The 23,654-nt window shown below is 72.3% G+C and carries 22 protein-coding genes, 1 tRNA gene and 1 pseudogene; 13 read left to right on the forward strand and 11 right to left on the reverse strand.

The genetic code is table 11. From position 1 onward, the window contains the following. Nucleotides 1-48: 48 nt before the first annotated feature. On the reverse strand, nt 49-1,050 hold the full coding sequence (locus OU416_RS01455; protein WP_270924939.1) for a methyltransferase: 1,002 nt from the start codon (nt 1,048-1,050) through the stop codon (nt 49-51). Nucleotides 1,051-1,172: 122 nt separating this feature from the next. On the opposite strand from OU416_RS01455, the gene OU416_RS01460 reads away from it, so the two are divergent. Beyond that, on the forward strand, nt 1,173-2,261 hold the full coding sequence (locus tag OU416_RS01460; protein WP_270924940.1) for a hypothetical protein: 1,089 nt from the start codon (nt 1,173-1,175) through the stop codon (nt 2,259-2,261). Between the two features lie 44 nt (nt 2,262-2,305). Here the strand turns inward: OU416_RS01460 and OU416_RS01465 are convergent, their stop codons facing one another. From OU416_RS01465 to OU416_RS01495, 7 genes are all read right to left on the reverse strand, one after another. After that, the gene (locus OU416_RS01465; protein ID WP_270924941.1) at nt 2,306-2,773 is read right to left on the reverse strand and encodes an SRPBCC domain-containing protein; all 468 of its coding nucleotides are present in this window, start codon (nt 2,771-2,773) and stop codon (nt 2,306-2,308) included. Continuing rightward, a complete protein-coding gene (locus tag OU416_RS01470; protein ID WP_270924942.1) occupies nt 2,770-2,895 on the reverse strand; it encodes a hypothetical protein in 126 nt (41 codons plus the stop codon). Before OU416_RS01470 ends, OU416_RS01465 begins: the two co-directional genes overlap by 4 nt. Next, the gene (locus tag OU416_RS01475; protein WP_270924943.1) at nt 2,892-3,986 is read right to left on the reverse strand and encodes a sulfotransferase family protein; all 1,095 of its coding nucleotides are present in this window, start codon (nt 3,984-3,986) and stop codon (nt 2,892-2,894) included. The genes OU416_RS01470 and OU416_RS01475 overlap by 4 nt, the downstream gene beginning before the upstream one ends. A gap of 223 nt (nt 3,987-4,209) precedes the next feature. Beyond that, nucleotides 4,210-4,992, reverse strand: coding sequence for an SDR family oxidoreductase (locus OU416_RS01480; RefSeq protein ID WP_270924944.1), 783 nt, complete (start codon nt 4,990-4,992; stop codon nt 4,210-4,212). Beyond that, nucleotides 4,989-6,134: a sulfotransferase family protein gene (locus OU416_RS01485; protein WP_270924945.1), complete on the reverse strand. Its 1,146-nt coding sequence runs from the start codon at nt 6,132-6,134 to the stop codon at nt 4,989-4,991. Before OU416_RS01485 ends, OU416_RS01480 begins: the two co-directional genes overlap by 4 nt. Next, the gene (locus OU416_RS01490; protein WP_270924946.1) at nt 6,131-7,168 is read right to left on the reverse strand and encodes a DUF1214 domain-containing protein; all 1,038 of its coding nucleotides are present in this window, start codon (nt 7,166-7,168) and stop codon (nt 6,131-6,133) included. The genes OU416_RS01485 and OU416_RS01490 overlap by 4 nt, the downstream gene beginning before the upstream one ends. Before the next feature lie 347 nt (nt 7,169-7,515). Beyond that, nucleotides 7,516-8,445, reverse strand: a complete 930-nt coding sequence (locus tag OU416_RS01495) for a glycoside hydrolase family 16 protein (RefSeq protein WP_270924947.1) — start codon at nt 8,443-8,445, stop codon at nt 7,516-7,518. A gap of 194 nt (nt 8,446-8,639) precedes the next feature. Here OU416_RS01495 and OU416_RS01500 point away from each other — a divergent pair, with 194 nt between their 5' ends. After that, nucleotides 8,640-9,872, forward strand: coding sequence for a C39 family peptidase (locus OU416_RS01500; RefSeq protein WP_270924948.1), 1,233 nt, complete (start codon nt 8,640-8,642; stop codon nt 9,870-9,872). Nucleotide 9,873: 1 nt separating this feature from the next. On the opposite strand, the gene OU416_RS01505 is transcribed toward OU416_RS01500, so the two are convergent. Together OU416_RS01505 and OU416_RS01510 are read right to left on the reverse strand one after the other, a co-directional pair. Beyond that, a complete protein-coding gene (locus OU416_RS01505; protein WP_270924949.1) occupies nt 9,874-12,636 on the reverse strand; it encodes a DEAD/DEAH box helicase family protein in 2,763 nt (920 codons plus the stop codon). A 38-nt stretch (nt 12,637-12,674) separates the two neighbouring features. Further along, a tRNA-Sec gene (locus tag OU416_RS01510) sits at nt 12,675-12,770 on the reverse strand. 293 nt (nt 12,771-13,063) lie between these two features. Between OU416_RS01510 and OU416_RS40250 the strand changes: the two are divergent. After that, nucleotides 13,064-13,402 (forward strand): annotated as a pseudogene (locus OU416_RS40250) (phosphatase PAP2 family protein); the annotation flags it as partial. Between the two features lie 99 nt (nt 13,403-13,501). On the opposite strand, the gene OU416_RS01520 reads toward OU416_RS40250, so the two are convergent. Continuing rightward, nucleotides 13,502-14,146, reverse strand: coding sequence for a DUF6518 family protein (locus tag OU416_RS01520; protein WP_270924951.1), 645 nt, complete (start codon nt 14,144-14,146; stop codon nt 13,502-13,504). 116 nt (nt 14,147-14,262) lie between these two features. On the opposite strand from OU416_RS01520, the gene OU416_RS01525 reads away from it, so the two are divergent. From OU416_RS01525 to OU416_RS01570, 10 genes are all read left to right on the forward strand, one after another. Next, nucleotides 14,263-14,937 carry a response regulator transcription factor gene (locus OU416_RS01525; RefSeq protein ID WP_270924952.1) on the forward strand — a complete coding sequence of 225 codons (675 nt, stop codon included), beginning with the start codon at nt 14,263-14,265 and terminating at the stop codon, nt 14,935-14,937. Continuing rightward, nucleotides 14,937-16,364 carry a sensor histidine kinase gene (locus tag OU416_RS01530; RefSeq protein ID WP_270925395.1) on the forward strand — a complete coding sequence of 476 codons (1,428 nt, stop codon included), beginning with the start codon at nt 14,937-14,939 and terminating at the stop codon, nt 16,362-16,364. Before OU416_RS01525 ends, OU416_RS01530 begins: the two co-directional genes overlap by 1 nt. Then, nucleotides 16,361-16,825, forward strand: coding sequence for a hypothetical protein (locus OU416_RS01535; RefSeq protein ID WP_270924953.1), 465 nt, complete (start codon nt 16,361-16,363; stop codon nt 16,823-16,825). The genes OU416_RS01530 and OU416_RS01535 overlap by 4 nt, the downstream gene beginning before the upstream one ends. Before the next feature lie 291 nt (nt 16,826-17,116). Beyond that, on the forward strand, nt 17,117-18,220 hold the full coding sequence (locus OU416_RS01540) for a 3-deoxy-7-phosphoheptulonate synthase (protein ID WP_270924954.1): 1,104 nt from the start codon (nt 17,117-17,119) through the stop codon (nt 18,218-18,220). A gap of 32 nt (nt 18,221-18,252) precedes the next feature. Beyond that, complete coding sequence (locus OU416_RS01545; RefSeq protein ID WP_270924955.1) at nt 18,253-18,468, forward strand: MbtH family protein; 216 nt, start codon at nt 18,253-18,255, stop codon at nt 18,466-18,468. Continuing rightward, nucleotides 18,465-19,328 carry a siderophore-interacting protein gene (locus tag OU416_RS01550; protein ID WP_270924956.1) on the forward strand — a complete coding sequence of 288 codons (864 nt, stop codon included), beginning with the start codon at nt 18,465-18,467 and terminating at the stop codon, nt 19,326-19,328. The genes OU416_RS01545 and OU416_RS01550 overlap by 4 nt, the downstream gene beginning before the upstream one ends. A gap of 363 nt (nt 19,329-19,691) precedes the next feature. Further along, nucleotides 19,692-20,684 (forward strand): ABC transporter substrate-binding protein, encoded by a 993-nt coding sequence (locus tag OU416_RS01555; protein ID WP_270924957.1) that lies wholly within the window; start codon nt 19,692-19,694, stop codon nt 20,682-20,684. A gap of 5 nt (nt 20,685-20,689) precedes the next feature. After that, a complete protein-coding gene (locus OU416_RS01560) occupies nt 20,690-21,703 on the forward strand; it encodes a FecCD family ABC transporter permease (RefSeq protein WP_372907272.1) in 1,014 nt (337 codons plus the stop codon). Beyond that, on the forward strand, nt 21,700-22,719 hold the full coding sequence (locus tag OU416_RS01565; protein WP_270924958.1) for a FecCD family ABC transporter permease: 1,020 nt from the start codon (nt 21,700-21,702) through the stop codon (nt 22,717-22,719). The genes OU416_RS01560 and OU416_RS01565 overlap by 4 nt, the downstream gene beginning before the upstream one ends. Next, entirely contained in the window at nt 22,716-23,492 is a 777-nt protein-coding gene (locus OU416_RS01570; RefSeq protein WP_270924959.1) for an ABC transporter ATP-binding protein, read from the forward strand. The genes OU416_RS01565 and OU416_RS01570 overlap by 4 nt, the downstream gene beginning before the upstream one ends. The last annotated feature ends 162 nt before the right edge of the window (nt 23,493-23,654 follow it).

Consider the following 23,654-nt stretch of genomic DNA (forward strand, 5'->3'; position numbering starts at 1 on the left):
CGCTGACATGCCGCTGCCGCAGGCCGGACCGCCCCGGAGACCGGTGCGTCAGCGAGTTCCCGCCGGTCGCGGCGCGCTGCGGAACTCCAGGGCGGTGCGTTCGCCCGAGACCTCGGTCGTGCCCTGGAGCTCGAGGCCGGTTTCGGCTGCCAGCGCGGTCAGTTCGCCGACCGTGCGCTCCCGGCCGCCGAAGCACATCAGCATGAACAGGTTGATCGCGGTGCTCGTGCTCGGTCCGAGCACCGGCTCGATCACCACCACGGTCGCGTCCGGAGCCGCGGCCCGGCGGCACCTGGAGAGGATCTCCCGGGCCCGCTCGTCGTCCCAGTCGTGCAGGATGTCGGACAGGACGTAGGCGTCGGCACCCGCGGGCAGCGGGTCGAAGAAGCTGCCCGGGACGGCGTCGGCCCGGTCGCCGAGACCGGCTGCGGCGAACCGGTCGGCCGCCGCGGCGGCGGTCGGCGCCAGATCCAGGACCTGGCCGCGGACGGCGGGGTGGGCGCGCAGGATCGCCGCGAGCAGGTTCCCGTCACCGCCGCCGACGTCGAGGACGCGGGCGAAGCGGCTCCAGTCGAAGCGTTCGGCGATCTGCGCGGCCTGGGTCTCGAACCGCCAGGACATCTGGGCGTCGAACGAGCGGCGCAAGTGCGGGTGGGCGTCGAGGTCGGCCCAGAAGTCGCGGCCGTACCGGTGCTGGTAGGCGGGTGCGCCGGTCGTGATCGTCCCGAGCAGTTCGGCGAAGGCGAGTTCGGCGCGCCCGCCGGCGCTGTTGATGTCGAGCAGCGGCTTGACGCCCTCCGGCGCGTCCTCGCTCATCTGCCCGCCGAGCTCGGTCGGCCGGTAGCGGTCCGCTTCGAGCTCGAAGACCCCGGCGGAGACCAGGTGGTCGAGCATCAACCGCAGCGCGGGTGCGGAAGTCCCGGTCCCGGCGGCGAGCTGCTCGGCGGTCGCGCCCGCCCCGCCCGCGCGTTCCACCAGTCCGAGCGTCGCGGCCACCCGGATGGCCATCGGCGTGGCCAGTTCTGCCATGGCGAGTATCGACGAGTTCACCGCGCGAGGCTAGCGGAACCGGCACCGCACGTCCGCTGGTTTTCGGCCGGTTGCGCGGGGCAACCTGATCGGTACCGTCGGCGTCTTGTGGATGAATGGGGATCATCGGCGGAGAGGCAGTGATGTCGAGAACGAGCGGAGCGGCGGTGGCCGTCGCCGTGGTCGCGGTCGTCGGAGTGGCCGGTACCGCGCTGGCGGAGGGCGGCTGGACCGGTGAGGAGTTCCCGGGCAGGCCCGACATGGCGTCCTACGTGAGCACCGTGTCCAGCGGGGGCGGGGCGACCTGGGCCTTCGGCACCTACGGTCCGCCGGGTTCGCCGGTTTCCACCACCGCGCAGGGCTTCCGGCGGGACGACGGCGGGCGGTGGAGCGAGGTTCCGATGCCGAACATCGGGCAGGTCGCGTCCTCCGCGGTGACCGGCCCGGACAACGCCTGGGTGGTCAGCCAGTTCAGCAAGTTCAGCAGGGGCGCGACGCTGCACTGGGACGGGCAGGCGTGGACCGAGGTGCCGCTGGTGGTGCCGGACGCGCCGCGCATCTCGCCGCGCGACGTGGCGGCTGCCGGACCCGACGTGTGGGTCGTCGGCAGCGCCTACCGCGACGGTGAGGCCCCGCTCTCGCGGAGCTTCGCCCAGCGCTGGGCCGACGGCGGCTGGCAGGGCGTTGCGCTGCCGCCCGAGACCGATGAGCAGGTCTTCACCAGCATCGGCGGCGCGGCGGCGGACGACCTCTGGATGGCGGGCACGACCGCCGGGCGGCCGCAGCAGCTGGTGTCGATGCACTGGGACGGCGTGCGGTGGAGCCACGTTCCGGTGCCACCGCTGGACACGGGGCAGTCCGACTACCTCACCGTGCACGACGTCGCCGCCTTCCGGCCGGACGACGTCTGGCTGTCGGCGACCCGGACGCCCTACGACGATCCCGAGGCCAGCCAACCGGTCCTCGTGCACTGGGACGGCTCGGTGTGGACGCGGCAGGACCTTCCGGTGCCGGTCAGCGAGCTCGGCGAGCTCGTGCAGGCCGGGGGAGCGCTGTGGAACCTCTCCCCGGAGGCGCTGCTGCGCTACGACGGAACCGGGTGGCAGCAGGTCGACGGGCCGCGGGAAGGCGCGCTCGGCAACGGCGCCGAACTCCCGGACGGGCGCCTGGTCGGCACCGGCAGCGGCGGCGACTCCTACCAGCCCCAGCCGTTCGCCGTCGTGCAGAACTGAATCGCCTCGACGCCGAGGACCGCGGACCGGTCCTCGGCGTCACCTCACGACAACCAGAGCTCTTCGGCCCGCTTCTTCAGCGCGCGGGCGACGGAGTCGAACCCGGCTTTGATCCACGGGCCCATCGCCACCAGCATCGCCTCGGCGTGCTCGCGCCTGAACGCGTCGGTGGTGCGGTAGCTGCAGCGGTTCTCGCCGAGCGGCTCGATCCACTGGTCGCGGACCGCGAAGATGCCGGGGATCTCCTCACCGGTGTCGTAGCGCAGGTGGTGCGGCGGGGCGACGACGCGGATGTGCTCGCGGCTGACGAACGTGCCCGCCGTGCCGTCCGCGTTCGGCAGGGTGAGGTCGATCGGCGAGCCGACCTCCAGCGAGGTCTCCACGTGCACCGTGTACGGATTCCACCGGTCGTAGCCGGGAAAGTCGACGAGCACGTCCCACACGAACCGGGCGGGCGCACCGATCTCGACGGTGATCGACTCGATCGAGCGGGTCGGCGCCGGGCTGCTCATACCGGCCTGTGCTCCCCTCCGGTGACGTGCGGAGATCGTGCCGAACCGGTCGACCGCCCGGCCACGTCGTCGGGTTCGCGGACGTCGCAGGTGGCGCCGAGCGCTTCGCCCTCGAACATCATGCGGATCCTTCCTGGTAGAACGCGAAGTCCCGCGCCAGCTGCTCCGGGGAGAGCCCGAAGTCCTCGGCGGTGTAGGAGTGGACCGCGTGCCGTTCCCGGCGGTCGCGCTCCACGTAGGACTCGAATGCGGTGACGTCGGTGTCGTCGGCGGGCAGGCCCAGGGCCTCCAGCACTCGGCGTGCGCCGGTGACCGGTTCGGTCAGCATGGTGTCGAACCGGACGTCGACGAATCGCTCCGGGCGCTTCGCGCGCACTGCGCCGAACGCGCGCAGGCTGGTGGCGAACCGCTCGCTCCAGTACCGGCCGATCGCGGCCGGGTCGACCGCGTCGCTGTAGCGCGTGGACATCGCGTGCGCCATCGAGGCGTAGGAGGGCACCGCGCGCAGCGGCGAGCGGTGCGTCATGACGATCCGGCAGCCGGGGAAGGTGTCCAGCACGGTGTCCAGCGCGGCGAGGTGGTGCGGCGATTTCAGGATCCACGGCCTTCCCGCCCGTGCCGGATCCTGCCATTGCAGCACTTGCAACCACTGGCGCAGCTCGGCGTAGGCGTTGCGCTGGTCTGCGGCGCTCAACCAGTCGCCGTAGCCGGGCGCCCAGTAGATCGAGTCGAAGCTCATCGAGGCGAAGGACCGGTCGACCAGGATCACTTCCTCCTCCGGGGCGTCCCACTGGAGGGTGTGGATGTTCCCGAAGTCCGGTGCGAACTCCAGGAACGCCTCGATGCGTTGTCGTGCGAGGCGCTTGCGCTCGGGCCCGCCCGGCTCTTCGCCGGGCAGCGGGAGCGGGTAGGAGGCTTCCCAGAAGCGCATGGCGGTCAGCTTCGGCGACGACGCCAGCAGCCGGTGCAGCAGCGTGGAGCCGGTGCGCGGCAGGCCGCAGATCACCCCGGCCACCACCGGCTGAACGTCGAGGACCTCCGGGTGTTCGCGTTGCAGGGCCCGCAGCCGCAGCCGGTCCACCAGCAGCGCGGTGAGCTTGCGCCGGGTCATCTCAAGACCGGTCCCGGACAGCCGCGCCTCGCCGTTCAACGCGGCGACCAGCACCCGGAGCGGTTCGAGGAACCAGTCGTCGCCGAACTCGGACAGCCCCACCTCGTCCCGTGCGGAGGCCAGCAGCTCCTCGACGCGCAGCGCAGTTCCGCCTCCCCGCGATTCACAGTGGTGGTTGCGTTTTGGGGTTGACCTTGCGTTGTGCGGTTTCTTGTGGCCGGGTTGCATCACGGTCCCCTGAGGTGCGGTTGGGTAGGGGGTTGGCGCTGCGCTGCGCTGGGTTGGGCTGCGTTGGGTTGGGCTGGGCTGCGCTGGGTTGGGCTGGTCATGTCGGCATGTACTCGCCGCCGTTGACGTCGAGCGTGGCTCCCGTGATCTCGGAGGCGTGGCGGGACAGCAGGAACAGCACCGGGCCCGTGCAGTCCTCGTCGGCCGGGATGCGGCCGAGCGGGTTGCGCGCGGCGATCTCGTCGTAGACCTCCTGCTCGGAGATTCCCCGTTGCTCGGCGGCCATCTTCAGGTGGAGGCGCACGCCGGGGCCGTCCAGCCAGCCCATGACCGCTTGGTTGACCCGGATGCCGTGCTCGCCGAGCTCCAGGGCGAGCGAGCGGGTCGCCGCCGTCATCGCCGCTTTGGCCACCGCGTAGCCGCCGTCGCCGCGCGTCGGCTTGCGGGTGGCCATGGTGCCGATGTTGACCACCGATCCGCGGCCCGCCGCCGTCATCTGCGGGACCACGGCCCGGGTCATGTTCAGGGCGCCGAACAGGATGATGTCCATGGTGCGGCGGACGGCCTTCTCCGGGGTGTCGAGCAGGTCGGTGAAGCCGGGGTGGCCGTAGGCCGAGTTGACCAGCCCGGTGATCGTGCCGAACCGGTCGACGGCGGCCGCCACCAGCGCGTCCACCTCCTCGGGTTCGCGGACGTCGCAGGAGACGCCGAGCGCTTCGCCGCCGAGGTCGGTGATCTTCTGCACCTCCCGGTCGACCACGTCCGTCGACCTGGCCGCCAGCACGACCTTCGCGCCTTCGGCCGCGGCGCCCGCCGCCAGCCGGGCGCCCAGCCCCGGGCCGACGCCGGAGATGACCACCACTTCGCCGTCCAGCATCATGCGGATCCTTCCTGGTAGAACGCGAAATCGCGGGTCAGCTGCTCGGGCGAGAGCCCGAAGTCCTCGGCGGTGTAGGAGTGGACCGCGTGCCGCTCCCGGCGGTCGCGCTCCACATAGGACTCGAACGCGGCGGTGTCGGTGTCGTCGGCGGGCAGGCCCAGCTCGTCCAGCACTCGGCGTGCGCCGGTGACCGGCTCGGTCAGCATCGTGTCGAACCGGACGTCGACGAATCGCTCCGGGCGCTTCGCGCGCACCGCGCCGAACTCCCGCAGGCTGGTGGCGAACCGCTCGCTCCAGTACCGGCCGATCGCAACGGGATCGGCCGCGTCGCTGTACTGCGCGGACATCGTGCGCACCATCGAGGCGTAGGAGGGCACCGCGCGCAGCGGCGAGCGGTGCGTCATGACGATCCGGCAGCCGGGGAAGGTGTCCAGCACGGTGTCCACAGCGGTCAGGTGGTGCGGCGACTTCAGGATCCACCGCTTGCCCGCCCGCCCCGGGTCCTGCCACTGCAGCACCTGAAGCCACTGGCGCAGCTCGGCGTAGGCGTCGCGCTGGTCGGCGGCGCGCAGCCAGTCGCCGTAGCCGGGCACCCAGTAGAACGAGTCGAAGCTCATCGAGGTGAACGACCGGTCGACCAGGATCACCTCCTCCTCCGGGCCGTCCCACTGCACGGTGTGGATGTCGCCGAAGTCCGGTGACAGGTCGAGGAAGGCCTGCATCCGCTGCTGCGCGCGGCGCTTGCGCTCGGGCGCGTCCGGGCCTTCGCCGGGGAACGGGACCGGGTAGGAGGTCTCCCAGGACAGCGTGGCGGTCAGCTTCGGCGACGTGGCCAGCAGCCGGTGCAGCAGTGTCGAACCGGTGCGCGGCAGGCCGCAGATCACCCCGGCCACCACCGGTTCGACGTCGAGGATCTCCGGGTGCTCGCGTTGCAGGGCGCGCAGCCGCAGCCGGTCCACCAGCAGCGCGGTGAGCCTGCGGCGGGTCAGCTCCGCACCGAGCCCGGACAGCCGCGCTTCGTCGTTGAGCGCGCCCACCAGCACTGCGAGCGGTTCGAGGAACCAGTCGTCGCCGAACTCGGAGTGCCCCGCCTTGCTCTGCGCGGCGGCCAGCAGGTCGTCGACGTGCAGCGGTGCGGTCATCGGTCCGCCCCGGTGCTCGGCGGGATGCCTCCGGCGGCCAGCGAGTCCAGGTCCACCACCCGGCATCGCGGGACCGGGTGCTCATCGGCCCCGAGCCAGCGCAGCAGAGCGGTTCCGCTGCGGTGCTCGCAGGTGTCGATCCAGTTGCCGACGCCAGGATCGCGGGCCGCGACGACGATCGTCAGCTGCCCGTCGCGCACGGTCGCGGTGTGCTTGTTGACCGAGATCCGGCGGCGGTGGTCCAGCGACTCCATCCACCAGTTGTTCAGCTGGAAGTTCCAGTAGGGGCAGTCCGGCACCGCCACCTCGATCACCCAGGCCTCGTCCGGCCGCAGCGCCCAGTAGCCGTGCAGGTAGTGGATCTCCGGGTCGCCGCCGGCCCGCTGGAACATGTCCTGGCCGAAGTCCGGCAGCTCGTTGGGCCGGGTCATGAACAGCTCGGTCCAGCCGGCGAAGGTCGCCGCGGTGCCGTGCGCCGCCAGCGCCGCCCGGCGCAGCGCACCGGCCATGAACTCCGGTGTCAGCGGCGGTGGCCCGGCAGGCGCGCCGATCCGCTCGACGTGCCACTGGCCGGGTGTTTCGGTGGTGCGGTCCAGGTAGGTCTGGCGCACCACCAGGCCGGTGGAGTCGGGCGCGAGCGGGAGCCAGTTGCGGCCCTGCTCGGTCGCGCTGGCGATGATCTCGACGGTGCCGTCCGGTTCGACGACCAGGTCGGCGTCGGTCAGCTCGCCGGTGGAGGCCATGGTGCCGTCCTTGGCGTACCGGTTGGCCTTGGACCCGATGCTGAAGTACGCGATGCTGCCGCGCCGCCCGGTGATCCGGTAGCTGCGGTCACCGCGGATGCTGGCCGACAGGTACACGTTGTCCGGGTTGTCCGCGCCGATCTTGACCAGGTCCAGCTCGTGCAGCCGGGGGAAGTCCGGGTCGGCGTTGTCGACGCAGGTGTAGAGCATCTCGCGGGTGAGGCGGGCCAGGTAGCGCAAGCCCTCCGCGCGGTCCAGCGGGGTGTCCGGGGCGCTGTCGCGCAGCACCACCTGCCCGGCCTCCTCCAACGCCCGGCAGAACTCCGACCACTGTCCCGCCTCTCCGCGATGTTCAGTGGTGGTTGCGTTCTCGGGTTCATCTCGCGTTGTGGGGGTTTCTTGTGGCTGGGTTGCGTCACGGTCCCCTGAGGTGCGGTTGGGCGGGGCTGATGGCGAATTGTTCAACGACGCCTCCAGGTAGAACGCGTTCTAGCTTCACGCTACGCGAAGGCGGGGAGTGGTCAAGGGTCTCGCGGTACTCATCGGGCGGTTTCGCGGGCCGCGTTGGGGCGGAGCGGTTCGCCGCCGGATGTGGCTCCGTGGCCCGGGAACGGCGGTCCCGGGCCGCGGGGCTTTGGTCAGCGGTTGTAGACCGCGACGTAGTCGACGAGCATCGGGTGGCCGGGTTCGGTGGTTTCGGTCGGGGTGGCGAAACCGGCGTCCTTGTCCGGGAAGGCTCCGCCCATCGCCACGTTGAGCAGCAGGAAGAAGCCCTCGTGGGAGGTCATGTTCGCCCACGCCTGCGGGTTGATCTGCGACTCGCTGACCGAGTGGAACTGCTGGCCGTCGACGTACCAGCGCAGCTCCTCGACCTCACCGCTGCGGTCCCACTCGAAGCGGTAGGTGTGGAAGCCGCCCTGGCAGGTCTCGCCGGGGCAGGGGCTGCTGCCCGCGATGCCCTCGGTCTCGTTGCAGGAGCCGCCGGGGCTGACGTCGCAGTGCAGGACGCCGTGCGTCTCGTTCTTGCCGTTGACGTTCTCCATCACGTCGAACTCGCCGATCCCGGGCCAGTTCCAGTAGTTCCCGCGGTACGGCGAGCCCAGCGCCCAGAACGCCGGCCAGTACCCGAGCGCGGCCTCGCCGCTGGTGTTGGGGACCTGCAGGCGCGCCTCGATGCGGACCGCACCACCTTCGGCCGCCTTGAAGTCGGCGCGCTGCGTCTCGATCCGCGCCGAGGTCCAGCCGCCCGCGTCGTCGCGAAGCGGGGTGATCCGCAGGTTCCCGCTGCCGTCCTGGGCGAGGTTGGCCGGGTCGCCGGTGTAGGTCTGGATCTCGCCGGTGCCCCAGTTGGCCGGGCCGCCCGGGTAGGAGGTGCCGGTGTCGACGATCCAGTCCTGGGAGGGCGGGGCGCCCGCGGCGCCGGTGAAGTCGTCGCCGAAGGTCAGCGCCCAGCCCTCCTCCGGCGGCGGGATGTCCGCGGCGGCGGGCGGGATGGTGATGGCGGCGATGCTCAGGCCGATGGCCAGGGTGGTGGCGGCGATGCGGCGCCGCGTCTGCCGTGTTGTCACGTGGTCCTCCGCGGTGGTGTCCGGATGCGCACGGTGCGCTTCGGTGGAACACGGCTGACCGGCCGGGCAGCGTTCACCGGCAGCGCCGGATGCGGCAGGGGGCGCAGCGCCGCTGGGCCGAAAGGGCGTTGGTCCCGCCGTCGCGGGCGAGGCGTGCGAACCTGGGGTCTTCGGGATGCGAACGGGGTGCCGGCATGCGCAGGACGATCGTGCTGATGGCTGTCGTGGTGGCGTTGGCGCTGGCCGCGGTCGGTTGCGGGCCGCCCGCCGAGCAGGTCGGCTACCACGAGTGGAGTTCCGGGCCCGCCTTCCGCTCGGGCACGGCCGAGGGGGCCGACGTCGTCGGCGACGGCATCCGGATCGGCAACCCGGTCGGCACCGTCCAGCACCCGTCGCCGGAGGGTGGGAGCAGGGACTACGACTACGCCAGGTGGACCTCGCCGCCGCACCGGACCGGGTTCGCCGCCACCCAGCTGGTGACCTCGTGGAACGCCTCGACACCGCCGGGCACCTGGGTGCAGGTGGAGATGCGGGGGCGCACCGCGGGCGGCGCCGACACCGGCTGGTACGTCATGGGCCGGTGGGCGTCGGGAGACGCCGACATCCACCGGACCAGCGTCGGCGGCCAGTCCGACGCGCACGGGACGGTCAACGTGGACACCTTCACCGCGAACCCGGGCGAGACCCTGGCCGGGTACCAGTTGCGCGTCACCCTGCACCGCGCCGTCGGCACCTCGGCCTCGCCTTCGGTGTCGATGGTGGGCGCGATGACCTCGGCGGTTCCCGACCGGTTCGAAGTCCCGGCATCGGAACCGGGCGCGCGCGGCGTCGAGCTCGCGGTGCCGCGGTACTCGCAGAACATCCACAAAGGACATTTCCCGGAGTACGGCGGGGGCGGTGAGGCGTGGTGCAGCCCGGCCGCCACCGAAATGGTCGTGGAGTACTGGGGCGAGCACCCGTCCGAGCAGGACCTCGCCTGGATCGGCCCGGACCACCCCGACCCGGCCGTCGACCACGCCGCCCGGCAGACCTTCGACCACGCCTACGAGGGAACCGGGAACTGGTCGTTCAACGTCGCCTACGCCGCCACCTACGGCTTGAAAGCGCACGTCACCCGCCTGCGCTCGCTGACAGAGGCCGAGGACTACATCCGCCGCGGGATCCCGCTGATCACCTCGCAGTCGTTCCGCGCCGACGAGCTCGACGGCGCGGGTTACGACACCGAAGGCCACCTCCTGGTCGTCGTCGGCTTCACCGCGGACGGCGACGTCGTCGTCAACGACCCGGCGTCCGCCGACGATCCGGCGGTGCGCAACGTCTACCCGCGCAGGCAGTTCGAGAACGTCTGGCTGCGCACCAAGCGCCACGACGCCAACGGCGAGGTGGCCAGCGGTTCCGGTGGCATCGCCTACGTCATCACCCCGTGAGTCAGCGCGGGTTGCGCCAGCGCAGGGTGCGGACGATCTCGTGCGGCCGTTCGCGCGCCGCGCGGAGGGCGAGCTCGGTGGCCTCGGGAGTGCCCGCCCGGATCAGGCGGGCCCCGGGCACGTAGCGGCCGAAGGCGGTGGCGAACGCGGTGGCCAGCGCCTTCGTCGTGCTCGCAGGGCGCGGCACCCGCCACGCCCGGTGTCCGGTGGCGATCAGCCATCGCGGAGTGCCCAGCGGGCCCATCGCCTCCTCGAAGGCATCGGCCCACAGTCGCGCGGCGTCGTCGTCGACACCGCTGATCACCGCGGTCACGCCGTCGACCGTGGCCGTGGTGGTGACGACAGCGCTCCGCAGTTCCGACCGCCCCGAGGCGGTGAGCCCGGCGGCCACCGCGTCACCGAGCAGACCGACGGTCTGCTGCTGGGAACGGGTTCTCCCGCGTGCGAAGACGGTCAGCAGCCCAGCTGCCGCTCCGACGGCGCCCGCCAGCGCGACGGCGGTCGGCAGTTGTGCGGCCACCGAAGCAGCCGCTGTCGCCGCGCTGCCCAGCGCAGCCGTGCCCGCACCGGTGCGCCGCCAGCCCCGGCGCCGGACCCGCACCGCCCGTCGCCCGCGCCGCGGCGCGAACCGCAACTCGCTGGTCGCGATGCCGTCCGCTGCCACGGTCGCCCAGTCGCGCAGGGTTCCGGCGCGATCGGCGACCAGCGCCGCGCTCTCGTCGTTGATGACGGCGTGCTGGTGGGCGGGCGGCGGAGCCGCGTCAGCAGCGCGCGGGTGGACCTTGCGGGCACCTGTCACGATGCCGCCGTTGCCGTCCGGCCCCCACCAGCGGGCGTGGCGACGGCGGAACCTGCTCCAATCGCCGTGCGCCGTCGGGTGCGCGATGACCACGTCCCACAGCGACGCCACCTCCTCCGGTGCGTCCGGATCGATCCGCAGCGCCCGTCCGCGCAGCTGCGTGGTCGCGGTGGGGCTGGCGACCTCGGTGAGATCGACCAGCACGTTGAGGCCCGGGTAGTTCCAGCCTTCGCCCACCAGGCCGCGGGTCGCGACCAGCGTGTGCGCTGCGCCGTCTTCGAGCGCTGCCCGCGCGGCCCGAAGCCAGTGCGCCGGTTCCCACGCCGCACCGCGCCCGACGAGCTCGACGGCGGCGGGGATGTCGCAGCCGCGCGAATCGACCCACCGGCCGTCCGTTGTGGACAGGTTGATCGCGCGCTGGATCCGGTCGGCGCCGAGCGCGTCGCACCACGCGCCGCGCCCGGTCACGCAGATGACGCCGCGCTGCACCACTTCTCCCGCTTCGCACACCGCGGCGAGCACCCGTGCGGCGGTTCCCGCGTCGGTGCCCAGGGAAGCGCGGAGCGCGGCGGGCGGGCTCGTGGCCCGATCGCGTTCCACCGCGACCAGCGCCCGCATCCGGTCGCCGCGAACGGCGGCCTCGCGGGCGAGGACCTCACCGGCGGCGCGGCCCTTCGCCGAGGAGCGGGAGCACACGATGTCCGCGGTCGACCGGGTCCAGCGGATGCCCGCAGCGGTGACGGCGACGCCGTGCCTGCGCAGGATCCGCGTGAGCTCCTCGCGTGCGGCAGGAGGAACTCCGCCGTCGGGTGCGTGCAGCCAGGCATCGGCGAGCAGCAGCCGGTCGTCCAGCGACAGCGGTGCTGCGACGTCGGCCTCCGCCGGTGGGTCGAACCCGGCGGGCAACGCCATGCCCCGGGCGGACCACCACCGGGCCACCGCTGCGGCGAGCAGCGGATCGCGATCCCAGAAGTGGTCCCACGCGGCGGTCACGCGGTCCCGCGCATCGGCGGCCGCGGACTCGATGTGCGCGACCGCCCAGGTGATGAACGGATCCGCCAGCAGCACCGCGTCGAGCTCGGCGGCGAACGAATCGGACCAGGTGTCGAGGAACGCGGCTTCCGAGGGTTCCAGCTCGGCGACGCGCACCCCGTCGCGCCACGGCGCGACACCACCCTCCGCGACCATCGCCGCCAGGTGCAGCTCGGCGTCCACCGGGCCGAGCAGACCCGCGTAGTTCAGCTTCTCGCGGGCGGTGTCGGGATCGGGCAGCGTCGCGGTCAGGCCGATGACCGCCACCGGGTCCAGCCGCTCGACCAGCGCGTTCACCACCAGCGCCCACCAGTCGAGCAGGTGGTGGCACTCGTCGAGGACCAGGCAGCCGATGCCCAGCCCGGCGATCCGGTCGATGAGCGCGGCAGGCCCCGCGCCGAGCAGCTGCTCCGGGCCGAGCCCGGCGTGCTCGCCGGTGCTCAACGACCGGCGCAGCGCGCGCACGTGCCGGTTGAGCTCGCGCTTGGCGCGCGCCGGATCGTCCCGTTCGACCGTGCTGATCCGCTCCGCCGCTGCCTCCGCTCCGAGCTCCGCGGCGACCTCGGTGCTCCAGAGCCTGCGGGCGGCTGCGCGCAGGTCCTGCTCGGCCGCACCGGGATTGCCCAGCAGCTGGTAGGTCACCGAGTGCAGCTGCGCGGGGCCGTCGAGGTCGGTGCTGGCGAAGGTGTCCGGATCGGCGCCGAACAGCGCGGTGGAACTGCGCCACTGGTTGCGGATGGCGGTGGTGGGCGAGAGCACGAGGGTGCGCTCGCCGAGCCGGCGGGCCAGCTCGAGACCGATGAGCGTCTTGCCGGAACCCGGCGGCGCGCACAGGTGCCACCGCCGGTCGGTGACGTGCGAGCACAGCTCCAGCAGGTGCCGCTGCGACTTGCGCCAAGTGAACGCCGGCGCCAGGCCGGACCAGCCGGTCACCTCGGTACCCGCATCCGCATCGCGCCAGCCTATGCGGGTGGCGGAGGTGGACGGGAATCGAACCCGCCTGGCCGAGGTGCTCGGCCACGTCGGTTTTGAAGACCGCGGGGGCCACCAGGCGCCCTCACACCTCCAGCGCCGAGGATAGGGCGTCCGCGCGTTTGTGACAGAACCATGACATTCCGAGCACCGGGCGCGGACATCCCCGGACGATGCTGACCTGGTGGTACTGGATTCGCCGCGCCCGCTCCGGGCGGCACTGCCGCTGATGGCCTCGACCTGCGTCATCGGCCTCGGAGCGATCTGCGCGCTGTTCGTGTGGACACCCTCCGGCCAGCTGCTCGACCAGCAGCTCCTCGAAAGGACCGATCGGGGGAGCACTGCCTACTCCCGGGCGGTGGAGCTGCTCGCCGTCACCGGGGACCCGATGGTGCTGGCCGGACTGCTCGTCGCCGTGCTCGTCATAGGTGCGCTCGGCGGCCGGTGGCGGGCCGGGATCGCCGGTGCGGTCGCGTTCGCAGCGGCGATCGCGACCGCCAGGCTGTTCAAGCTCGTGCTGCCCCGCCCCGACCTCGACATCGCCGGTTCGACGACGCACAACAGCTTCCCCAGCGGCCACGTGACCGCCGCGGCCGGGCTGCTGGTCGCGTTCCTGCTCGTGCTCCCACCCCGGGTGCGGTGGTGGTTCGCCGTGCCCGGCGCGGCGGGTGTGGCCGCGGTCGGAGCGGCGACGGTGATCGCGGGCTGGCACCGGCTCAGCGATGTGGCGGGGGCAGTGCTGCTGGCAGCGGCCATCGGCTGCGTTGCCGCCTGGGCGACGGGAGCGCAGCGGAGGCCGGTGCGGGAATCGGACGAGTTCACCCGATCACAGCAGGGACATGAGCGTTCCGCCGCGGCTGTACAGGAGGACGAACGCCACTGCCACGACCGCGGTGGTGAGCGCGCCCAGCGCGGTCGTGCGCCACGAGCGCAGACGCCACGCGGATACCGCCACCAGCAGGACGAGCCCGACCACGATCTGGCCCCACCAGTAGGACGGCGAGGTGGTGTCGGCGATGTAGATCAGTCCGTAGGCGCCTTCGCCGATCAGCACTCCGCTGACTCCACCGCCACCCAGCGCCGCCTGCGTTCCTCGCCGGTGCCGCAGCCGGTGCGCGCAGAGCCCGAGCAACGGGCCGGCCACGACCGCCGCTGCGCCCCAGAAGATCAGCAAACCCGACGAGGACGGATATCCGCGGAGCTGGTTGGCGACGACGTACCCGATCAGCATGCACACCAGCACGAAGGAACCGGACGCGGCGGCCACTCCACCGCGAGGCGCGAGCAGCGCCACCAGGAAGGCCGTCAGCGCCCAGGAACTCGAGGAATTGGCCAGCGGGGCGAGCGATTCCGGCAACCACTGCTGCCCGAAGGCGGTCAGCGCGCCCAGGGCGAGTCCCGCTGCCACGGCGACGGCGAGCACGCTCAGATGCCGCTGGACGGCTTGGCCGGAGATCTCGGTTGCGCGCACGAGTGGCAGCTTTCCACGCACCGCCAGGCGTCGTGCAGGCCGTCCCCGCAACGGTGTCGGTGCGCAGGCGCGTGGCCGACGGGAGAGCTTCGGAGGCCGGTGTGATACTGAACGGCGTGCCCAAAGTGCTGCTGATCGAGGACGACCCGGCGGTGCGGCAGGGCCTCGAACTCGCGCTGACCAGGCAGGGGCACCGGGTGGACGCGGTCGGCACCGGCGAGCTGGGCCTGGAGCGGCTCCGCGCCGACCGGCCGGACGTCGTGGTGCTGGACCTGATGCTGCCCGGCATCGACGGCTTCGAGGTGTGCCGCCGCATCCAGGCCGAGAGCCTGGTGCCGATCATCATGCTCACCGCGCGCGGTGACGACGTGGACATGGTCGCCGGCCTGGAAGCGGGCGCGGACGACTACGTGGTGAAGCCGGTGCAGGCCAGGGTGCTCGAAGCGCGGATCCGCGCGGTGCTGCGGCGCGCGGGCCGGGAGCAGGAGTCCGCCGAGCAGCACGGCGAGCTGACCATCGACCGGGCGGGCCTGGTGGTGACCAAGCGCGGCGCCGGGATCGGCCTGACGCCGACCGAGCTGCGCCTGCTGCTGGAGCTGTCGGCGACCCCGGGCCGGGTGCACAGCCGCCAGCAGCTGCTGGAATCGGTGTGGGACCACGGCTATCTCGGTGATTCCAGGCTGGTGGACGCGTGCGTGCAGCGCCTGCGCGCGAAGATCGAGGACGATTCGGCGGCTCCGGTGTACGTGCAGACGGTGCGCGGGTTCGGGTACCGGTTCGGGCCGTTGTGATCCGGCTGTTCGGGCTGCGCACCCGGCTGCTGCTCGCCTTCGCCCTGCTGAGCGTGGTGACCGCGGCGGCGGTGGCCGGGGTGAGCTACGTGCAGGCGCGCAACCTGGTGCTCCAGCAGTCCCAGGACGCCTCGGTGCGCGCCACCACGACCCGGTTGGAAGCCCTGTACCCGCTGCGGAATCCGGCACCGGGACCGGCCGAGCTCGGCGAGATCGCCGATGTGGTGCGGGACCGGAACACCTCCGTGGTCGCGTTCTACGGCGAGGAGCACTCGCGCGCCGACTTCCCGCTGGAGCTGATCCCGGCGGATCTGCGGTGGGAGGTGGACCGCGGCAGGATCGTCTGGCAGCGGATCCGCCCGCACGGGGTGCCGGTGCTGGTCACCGGCGTGCCGCTGCTGATCGTGCACCCCGATGGTTCGGTGCGGCCGTCCGGGATCCAGGTCTACACCGTGCGCGATCTGATGGCGGAGCAGGAGAGCATCGATCAGCTCGCCAATCGGTCGTGGATCCTCGGCGGAGTCGCGCTGGGACTGGCGATCGTGCTGGCGCTGCTGGCCGCGCGTGGAGTGCTTCGCCCGGTCCGCGAGCTCAGCGATGCGGCGCAGCGGCTGGGCGGCGGCGACCTGGAGACCCGGATATCCGTGCGCGGCAACGACGAGCTGGCCCAGGTCGCGCGGACCTTCAACGACACGGCCGCGGAGCTGGAGCGGCACGTGACCCAGCTGCGCGAGATGAAGGCCGAGGCGCAGCGCTTCGTGGCCGACGTCTCGCACGAGCTGCGCACCCCGCTGGCCGCGGTGACGCCGGTGACCGACATCCTCGACGAGGACGCCGACCGGCTGCCCGACGAACTCGGCGCCGCCGCCCGGCTGGTCAGCCAGGAGATCCACAACCTGGGGCGGCTGGTGAACGACCTGATCGAGATCAGCAGGTTCGACTCCGGCACCGCGGCGCTGACCCTGGACGAGGTGGACCTCGCCGCGCTGGTCCGCGCGACGCTGCGCACCCGCGGCTGGAGCGACCAGGTGGAGGCCGACCTCCCCGAGGTCACCGCGGTGGTCGACCCGCGGCGGGTGGACGTCGTGGTGGCGAACCTGGTCGGCAACGCGCTGCGGCACGGCGCCGCACCGGTCTCGGTCCGGCTGCGCGCGGACCAGGACTGGGCCAGCGTCGAGGTCCGCGACAGCGGCCCGGGACTGGACCCGGAGGTCCTGCCGCACGTGTTCTCCCGCTTCTACAAGGCCGACGTGGCTCGCACGCGTTCTGAGGGCAGCGGCCTGGGCCTGGCGATCGCGCGGGAGAACGCGGCCCTGCACAGCGACGGCGAGCGCCGGGGCGACCTGTTCGCGGCCAACGATCCGGCCGGTGGAGCGGTGTTCACGCTGCGCCTGCCGCGCCGGGCCAGGGACGGAGGCGGCGAATGACGAGAACGCTGCGGACGATGCTCGTCGCCAGCACGCTGGCGGCGCTGGCGGGCTGCGGGGTGCAGCCGAGCGGGATCATCTACGGTTCCTCCCCGCCGAGCGGGGCGGTGGCCCCGTCGGCCCGCACGTCCCTGTACCTGGTCTCGGACGGGCGGCTCGCGATGATCGTCCGCCCGGCAGGACCGATGTCGCGCACCGAAGCGCTGGCGCTGCTGGCCCAAGGCCCGACGCAGGAGGAACGCGAACGCGGGCTCACCAGCGAAGTACCGGCCGGAGCCGCCCCGTTCTCGGTGACCGCGGACGTCTCCGGACGCACGGTGGTCACCGCGTCAGCGCCTGCCGGCGAACTGTCCGATCTCGCCGTCGACCAGATCGCGTGCACGGCCGCCCCCGAAGGCGGCCAAGTGCTGATCATCGGCGCCGGCGCTGACAAAGGCCCGGTGGTGTGCCCGCTGCGGTGACGCGCCAGGCGGTGGACGGCGTGGCCGGGACGCGGCGGCTGCGTCTCCACCAGTTCAGTGCCCGTGAGTGTTTTGTGGGGTTATAGCACCCCAAAGTACTCACGGGCACTGAACCTTCGCCTGCACAGCCCGCTGCGCGACATCCACAGTGGACAACTCCTCGCCCGGTCCGCTTTGTTCGTTCGATCACTCGGGCTCGATCGCCGGTGTGCTTAGGTTAGGCTAACCCAAGCGGCCGGGGGTGTGGTGCCGGTCGCGGGAGTGCTCACGACGGAGGAGGAGCTCGCCGGCATGGCTGGATCCGCGTTACCCCTCGAACTGCCCGCTGTCGCGGCCGAACCGTCGGCGCTGGCGTGGCCGGACGGCTCGGCGCGGGTGCTCGGGCCGCTGCCCGTGCCCGCCGAGCTGGCCGAGCGGTTCCCGGGTGATGAGCACCTGCGCGCCAGGGTGGCCGCGCACCGCCGGGCCGTGCGGCAGGTCGTCGAGGGCGCGGACGACCGGCTGCTCGTGGTCGTCGGGCCGTGCTCGGTGCACGACCCGGACGCCGCGCTGCACTACGCGCACGAGCTGGCTGACGCTGCCGCCGCGCACGACCGGGACCTGCTGGTCGTCATGCGCGCGTACCTGGAGAAGCCGCGGACGTCGGTCGGCTGGAAGGGGCTGCTGCACGATCCGCACCTGGACGGCGGGAGCGACCTGGCCGCGGGGTTGGCGATCGGGCGTGAGTTCCTGGTCCGCGCGGCGGCTTCCGGGCTTCCGCTGGCCTACGAGTTCGTGGACCCGCTCCTGGCTCCTTACGTGCTCGACCTGGTGTCGTGGGGCGCGTTGGGCGCGCGCACGGTGGCGTCCCAGCCGCATCGCCAGCTCGCGTCGGCGCTGCCGATGCCGATCGGCATGAAGAACGCCGTGACCGGGGACGTCGAGGTCGCGATCGCCGCGGTGCGCGCCGCGCGAGCGGCCCACACCTTCCCCGGCGTGGCGAGCAACGGAGCGCCCGCCGCGGTGGTCGGCGCGGGCAATTCGTCCTGCCACGTCGTGCTCCGCGGTGGCGCGCGGCCCAACTACGACGCCGGATCCGTCGGCGCGACGCTCGAGCAGCTGCACGCCGCAGGCCTGGGAACCGGCGTGGTGGTGGACGCCTCGCACGGCAACAGCGGCAAGGACCACCGGCGGCAGCCGGGTGTGATCGAGGACCTGGCGACCCAGGTCGCGGCGGGCAACCGCGGTCTGCGCGGGGTCATGGTCGAGTCGTTCCTGGGCTCCGGGAGCCAGGACATCGCGGCGAAACCGCTGCGCTACGGCGTGAGCGTGACCGACGGCTGCCTGGACTGGCCGACGACCGCGGAATGCCTGGAAGTCCTCGCCGAAGCCGCGCGCCGCAGGCGCAACCGGTGAGCCGCGACAAGCACTGACCGAAAGAGGTGAGCATGAACCCGTTCGACGATCCTGATGGCACCTTCCTGGTGCTCGTCAACGACGAGGAGCAGCACTCGCTCTGGCCCGAGTTCGCCGAGGTCCCGGCGGGCTGGCGGCCGGTGTTCGGGCCGGATGGCCGCGAAGCGTGCCTGGAGCACGTGCGGGCGAACTGGACCGACCTGCGGCCGAAGAGCCTGCGGGTGGCGATGGGGGAGGGGGCGGCGTGACGCGCGCGGATGCCGAAGCGGAGCGGGTGCAGCACCTGGAGCGGATCGAGGCCGTCCGGGCGGGCGAGCACGCGGAGAAGGTGGGCTACCCGATCCGGATCCGCCGGACCGAGGTGGTCCGCACCGAGATGATCAGCGCCGGGCTCATCCGGGTCACCTTCGGTGGCCCGGGAGCGGCGGGCTTCGAAGCGCACTCCCCGTGCGAGCACGTCAAGCTCATGTTCCCGGATCCCGACGGGCGACTGCGGCTGCCCGAGCAGAACGGGCTGCTGCTGCGCTGGCCCAAGCCGTCGCCGACGTCGCGGGAGTACACGGTGCGCCGCTACGACCCGGTGGCGGGCGAGATCGACATCGACTTCGTGCTGCACCCCGGCGGCCTGGCATCGGAGTGGGCGCGCACCGCCGCTCCCGGCGAGGTCATGCACATCGCGGGCCCGCCCGGCGGGCTGATCGTGCCGGACACCTACGACCGCTACCTGCTGGCCGGAGACATCACGGCGCTGCCCGCGATCGCGCGCCGGCTGGAGGAGCTGCCGCGCACGGCGAAGGGCTGGGCGTTCATCGAGGTTTCCGGCCCGGGGGAGGAGATCGAGCTGTCGGCGCCCGAGGACGTCGAGGTGCGGTGGCTGCACCGCGGCGAGCGGCCGCCGGGTTCCTCCGATGCGCTGGAGCACGCCGTCCGCTCGGTCGCGGTGCCCGCCGACGAGCGGGTGTACGTGTGGCTGGCCGGTGAGGCCGGTGTGCTCAAGCCGCTGCGCCGCTGGGTCAAGGGCGAACTCGGGCTGGACAAGCGGGATTACGACGTCACCGGCTACTGGAAGCGCGGCGTCGCGGACTTCGACGACGACCACGACAAGTGAGTTTCCAGGCTTGTTGTGCGTGGCGGTGCGGGTGGCGGAACCTCAGAGGCCGCCTGGACTGCGGGAGCCCGTTCTTATGTATTCCAATACACGGCGAACGGGCTGTCCTCGCCAGGCGACCTCTGAGAACCCGCGGCGGTGCGAGCTGCGAGGGTGGGTTATGCGCCTGCGGCGCATGCGGCACCCCGTCGACGTGCTGCCTCGGGCCTCGCGGTTGCGGAACCGCCGAGATGAAGGGCTCACTGAACTTCCTGGGCCGAAAGGCCCACCCGCGCCCGGTGTTTCGGCGCACCGGGCTTGTGGCCGCCGCGCGATGATGATTAAGGTTAGCCAACCCTAATTGCTCTAGTCAAGGATGAACGCATGCGCTCAGCTCGACCGCTCGGGCTCCTCGCGGCCCTCACCGTCGCCATCGGCGCGCTCGCCGGCTGCGGGGCCGGTGGGTCCACCACCGCCGCGGATGCCGAGACCCGCGTCTTCGAGGCCGACAACGGCCCGATCACCGTTCCCGCCAAGCCCCAGCGCGTGATCGCCACCGGCTACGCGGTGCCCGCGCTGATCGAGGCCGACGCACCGCTGGTCGGCATCTCGGCCTGGGCGCGCGGTGTCCCGATGTTCGCGCCGGAGGACGTCGCGACCTACGAGAAGCTGGAGAAGGTCGCGGGCGAATCGGCCGCGGAGACCAACTACGAGGCCATCGCCAAGGCCCAGCCCGACCTGATCGTGATCGGCGTGCCCACCCCGGTGCTCGGCGACGTCGACGTGCAGCGGCTCGAAGCGATCGCGCCGGTGGTGGCCATCGGCCCGAAGAACCCGGCGCAGTGGCGCGAACTGACCCGCAGGTACGCCGACGCCGCGGGCGCGCTGGCCAACTACGACGCCGCCAAGGCCGAGTACGAGGCCAAGGCCGCGGAGCTGAAGCAGAAGTACCAGTCGGTGCTGCCGCAGCTCAAGCTCGGGCACGTCGGCTCCTACGGCCAGGTGGCCAAGGGCAACTTCCAGCGCGAGTTCAACGACTCGTGGGGCACCAGCGTCGTCAACGACATCGGCGGCGACTACTACGGCGAGGTCAAGGTGAAGGGCGGTGGTGGACGGGACGTCAGCGAGTACCCGTCGATCGAGGAGCTGCCCGCCGCGTTCGCGGAGGCCGACATGATCACCTACTCGGTCAAGCCGGACGGGTCGGTCGCCCCGGCCGTGCAGTACGTGCTGGACTCGGAGCTGTGGAAGAACCTGCCCGCGGTGAAGGCGGGCAAGGTCTTCCCGATCCGCTACACCGAGGCGGCGACCTACCCCGAGGCGATGCAGACCCTCGGCTCGATCGACGAGTCGTTCGCCCCGCTGCTGGCGCAGTAATCCTCGTGAACGCAACGGAAACAGGCACGGCGCGCGGCTCGGCCGGGCGCCGTGCCGCGCTGCTGCTGGGCACCGGCGTCGTCCTCGCGGCGGCGCTCGTGCTCAGCATCGCCGTCGGCGCGCAGTCGCTGCACCCGGCCGACGTCTTGCGCGCGCTGGTGGCCTTCGACGGCTCGTCCGAGCACCTGATCGTCTGGGACATCCGAGCACCGCGCGCGCTGCTCGGCATCGGCGTCGGTGCGGCGCTGGCCGTGGCGGGCGGGCTGATCCAGACCCTGTCGCGGAATCCGCTGGCAGAGCCCGGAATCCTCGGCGTGACGGTGGGCGCCGGGTTCGCCGTGGCGGTGGGCTCGGCGCTCGGGATCGCGGTCTCCCAATTCGGCGAGCTGCTCGCCGCGGTGGTGGGCGCGGTGCTGGCCGCGCTGCTGGTCTACTCGGTCGGGCGCCGCTCGCCGCTGCGCCTGGTGCTCACCGGCGTCGCGCTCAGCGCCGTGCTGTCCGGGCTCTCGCTCGGCCTGCGCCTGCTGAACCCCGATGTCTTCGACCAGTACCGGTTCTGGGCGGTCGGCTCGCTGGCCGGTCGCGAGCAGGTGCCGCTGGAGGTGCCGCTCGTGGTGATCGGGCTGGCGCTGGTCGGCGCGATGCTGCTGTCCCGCTCCCTCAACGCCATCGAGCTCGGCGAGACGATCGCGCGCACCCTCGGCACCCGCGTCGCGGTGGTGCGGGTGGCCACCCTCGTCGTGATCACGGTGCTGACCGGAGCGGCGACGGCGCTGGCCGGGCCGATCCTGTTCGTCGGGCTGATCGTGCCGCACCTCGCGCGGCGGATGGCGCCGGGCTCGGTGCCCTGGCAGCTCGCCTACACCGCGGTGCTCGGTTCGGTGCTGATGCTGCTGTCCGACGTCGGCGCCCGCGTGCTGCTGCCGACGGGGGAGGTGCCGGTGGCGGTCGTGACCGGATTCCTCGGCGGGCCGGTGCTGATCTGGGCCGTGCGGCGGTACGGGGCGGTGACGCTGTGAGCACGATAGTGCTGCGTGCGCGCGGCCGGGCGCTGCGGCTGCCGCGCCGGACCGTGCTGCTGGCCGCGGCGCTGATCCTGGTGATCCTCGGCCTTTCGCTGCTGGGCCTGTGCTTCGGCGCGAACTGGCTGACTCCAGGAGAGGTGCTGGCCGCGCTGGCGGGCACCGGCGAGTGGAGCGTGGTCGTCGCGCAGTGGCGGTTGCCGCGCGTGCTCGCCGCCGTGGTGTTCGGCGCCGCACTCGGCGTGGCCGGGGCGATCTTCCAGAACATCACCCGCAATCCGATGGGCAGTCCGGACGTCATCGGCCTGGACGCGGGCGCCTACTCCGGCGCGCTGTTCGCCATCACCGTGCTGTCCGGGACTTCCGCGCAGCTGGCCGTCGGATCGGTGGCGGGCGGGCTGCTGGCCGCCGCCGCGATCTACCTGCTGTCGGCGAAGGGCGGGCTGTCCGGGCTGCGGCTGGTGGTCGTCGGCATCGCGGTGAACGCCATCCTCACCTCGGTGAACGCCTGGATCGTGCTGCGCGCGGAGCTGGAGGTGGCGATCGCGGCGGTCGGCTGGAACGCGGGCTCGCTCAACGGCATCGACTGGGCCGACGTGCACCTGCCGTTCGCGATCATCCTGGTGCTGCTGGCCCTGCTCACCACCCAGTCGCACGCGATGCACCAGACCGCGCTGGGCGATCCGGTCGCGGTGACCACCGGAGTTGCGCTGCAGCGGCACCGGTTGCTGCTGGTGCTGGTCGGCGTCGGGTGCACCGCGACGGTGACCGCGGTGGCCGGGCCGATCGTGTTCATCGCACTGGCCGCGCCGCAGATCGGCAGGCGGCTGGCCAAGGCCGCCGGTGTGCCGCTGCTGCCCGCGGCGCTCACCGGCGCGGTGCTGCTACTGGCCGCGGATCTGATCGCGCAGATGCTGCTGGCGCCCGTGTCGCTCCCGGTCGGTGTGGTGAGCACCGCGATCGGCGGCTGCTACCTGATCTGGTTGCTCACCAAGGAAGTGGAGCGAGCATGACTTCGCGACTGCGCGCGCAGGAGCTCACCCTGGGCTACGGCGACCGGGTGGTGTCCACCCGGCTCAGCCTCGACGTCCCCGACGGCGCGTTCACCGCCATCGTCGGCCCGAACGCGTGCGGGAAGTCGACCCTGCTGCGCGCCTTCGTCCGGCTGCTCAGACCGGCGGCGGGCGAGGCGCGCTTCGACGACCGGCCGGTCGGGGCCTACCCGACGAAGGAACTGGCGCGCTCGCTGGGTTTCCTGCCGCAGGACCCGGCGGTGCCGGAGAACATCCGGGTGGCGCAGCTGGTGGCCAGGGGCCGGTTCCCGCACCAGTCCTTCCTGGCCACCACCTCGGAGGACGACGAGCGGGCGGTCGCCGAGGCGATGGCCGCCGCCGGGGTCGCCGAACTCGCCGGGCGGCCGGTGGCCGAGCTCTCCGGCGGGCAGCGGCAGCGGGTGTGGGTGGCGGTGGTGCTGGCCCAGCAGACGCCCTACCTGCTGCTGGACGAGCCGACGTCGTTCCTGGACATCGCGCACCAGTACCAGCTGCTGGCGCTGCTGGCGAAGCTGCGCGACGAGGGCCGCACGGTGATCGCGGTGCTGCACGACATCAACCAGGCGTGCCGCTTCGCCGACCACCTGGTGGCGATGCGCGACGGCGCGGTGGTGGCCGAGGGAGCCGCCGCCGACATCGTCGACGAGTCGCTGCTGGCCGACGTCTTCGACCTGCCGAGCATCGTCGTGCCGGATCCGCTGACCGGAACGCCGATGGTCGTCCCGAAACCCTGAGACGCGCGGCGGAAACGGCTCAGAAGCGGACGGCTCTCCGCCGCGCGGTGTGATCGGCGCGACGACCCCTTGAGATTTGCTTAGCTTAGCCTAAGCTAACGATGACCTTGGTCGCTGTCCTCCAGGAGCCCGCGTTGAGCACTGCCAGCATCGAATCCCGCA

The sequence above is a fragment of the Saccharopolyspora indica genome, assembly GCF_027853965.1.
GTDB classification, from domain to species: domain Bacteria; phylum Actinomycetota; class Actinomycetes; order Mycobacteriales; family Pseudonocardiaceae; genus Saccharopolyspora; species Saccharopolyspora indica.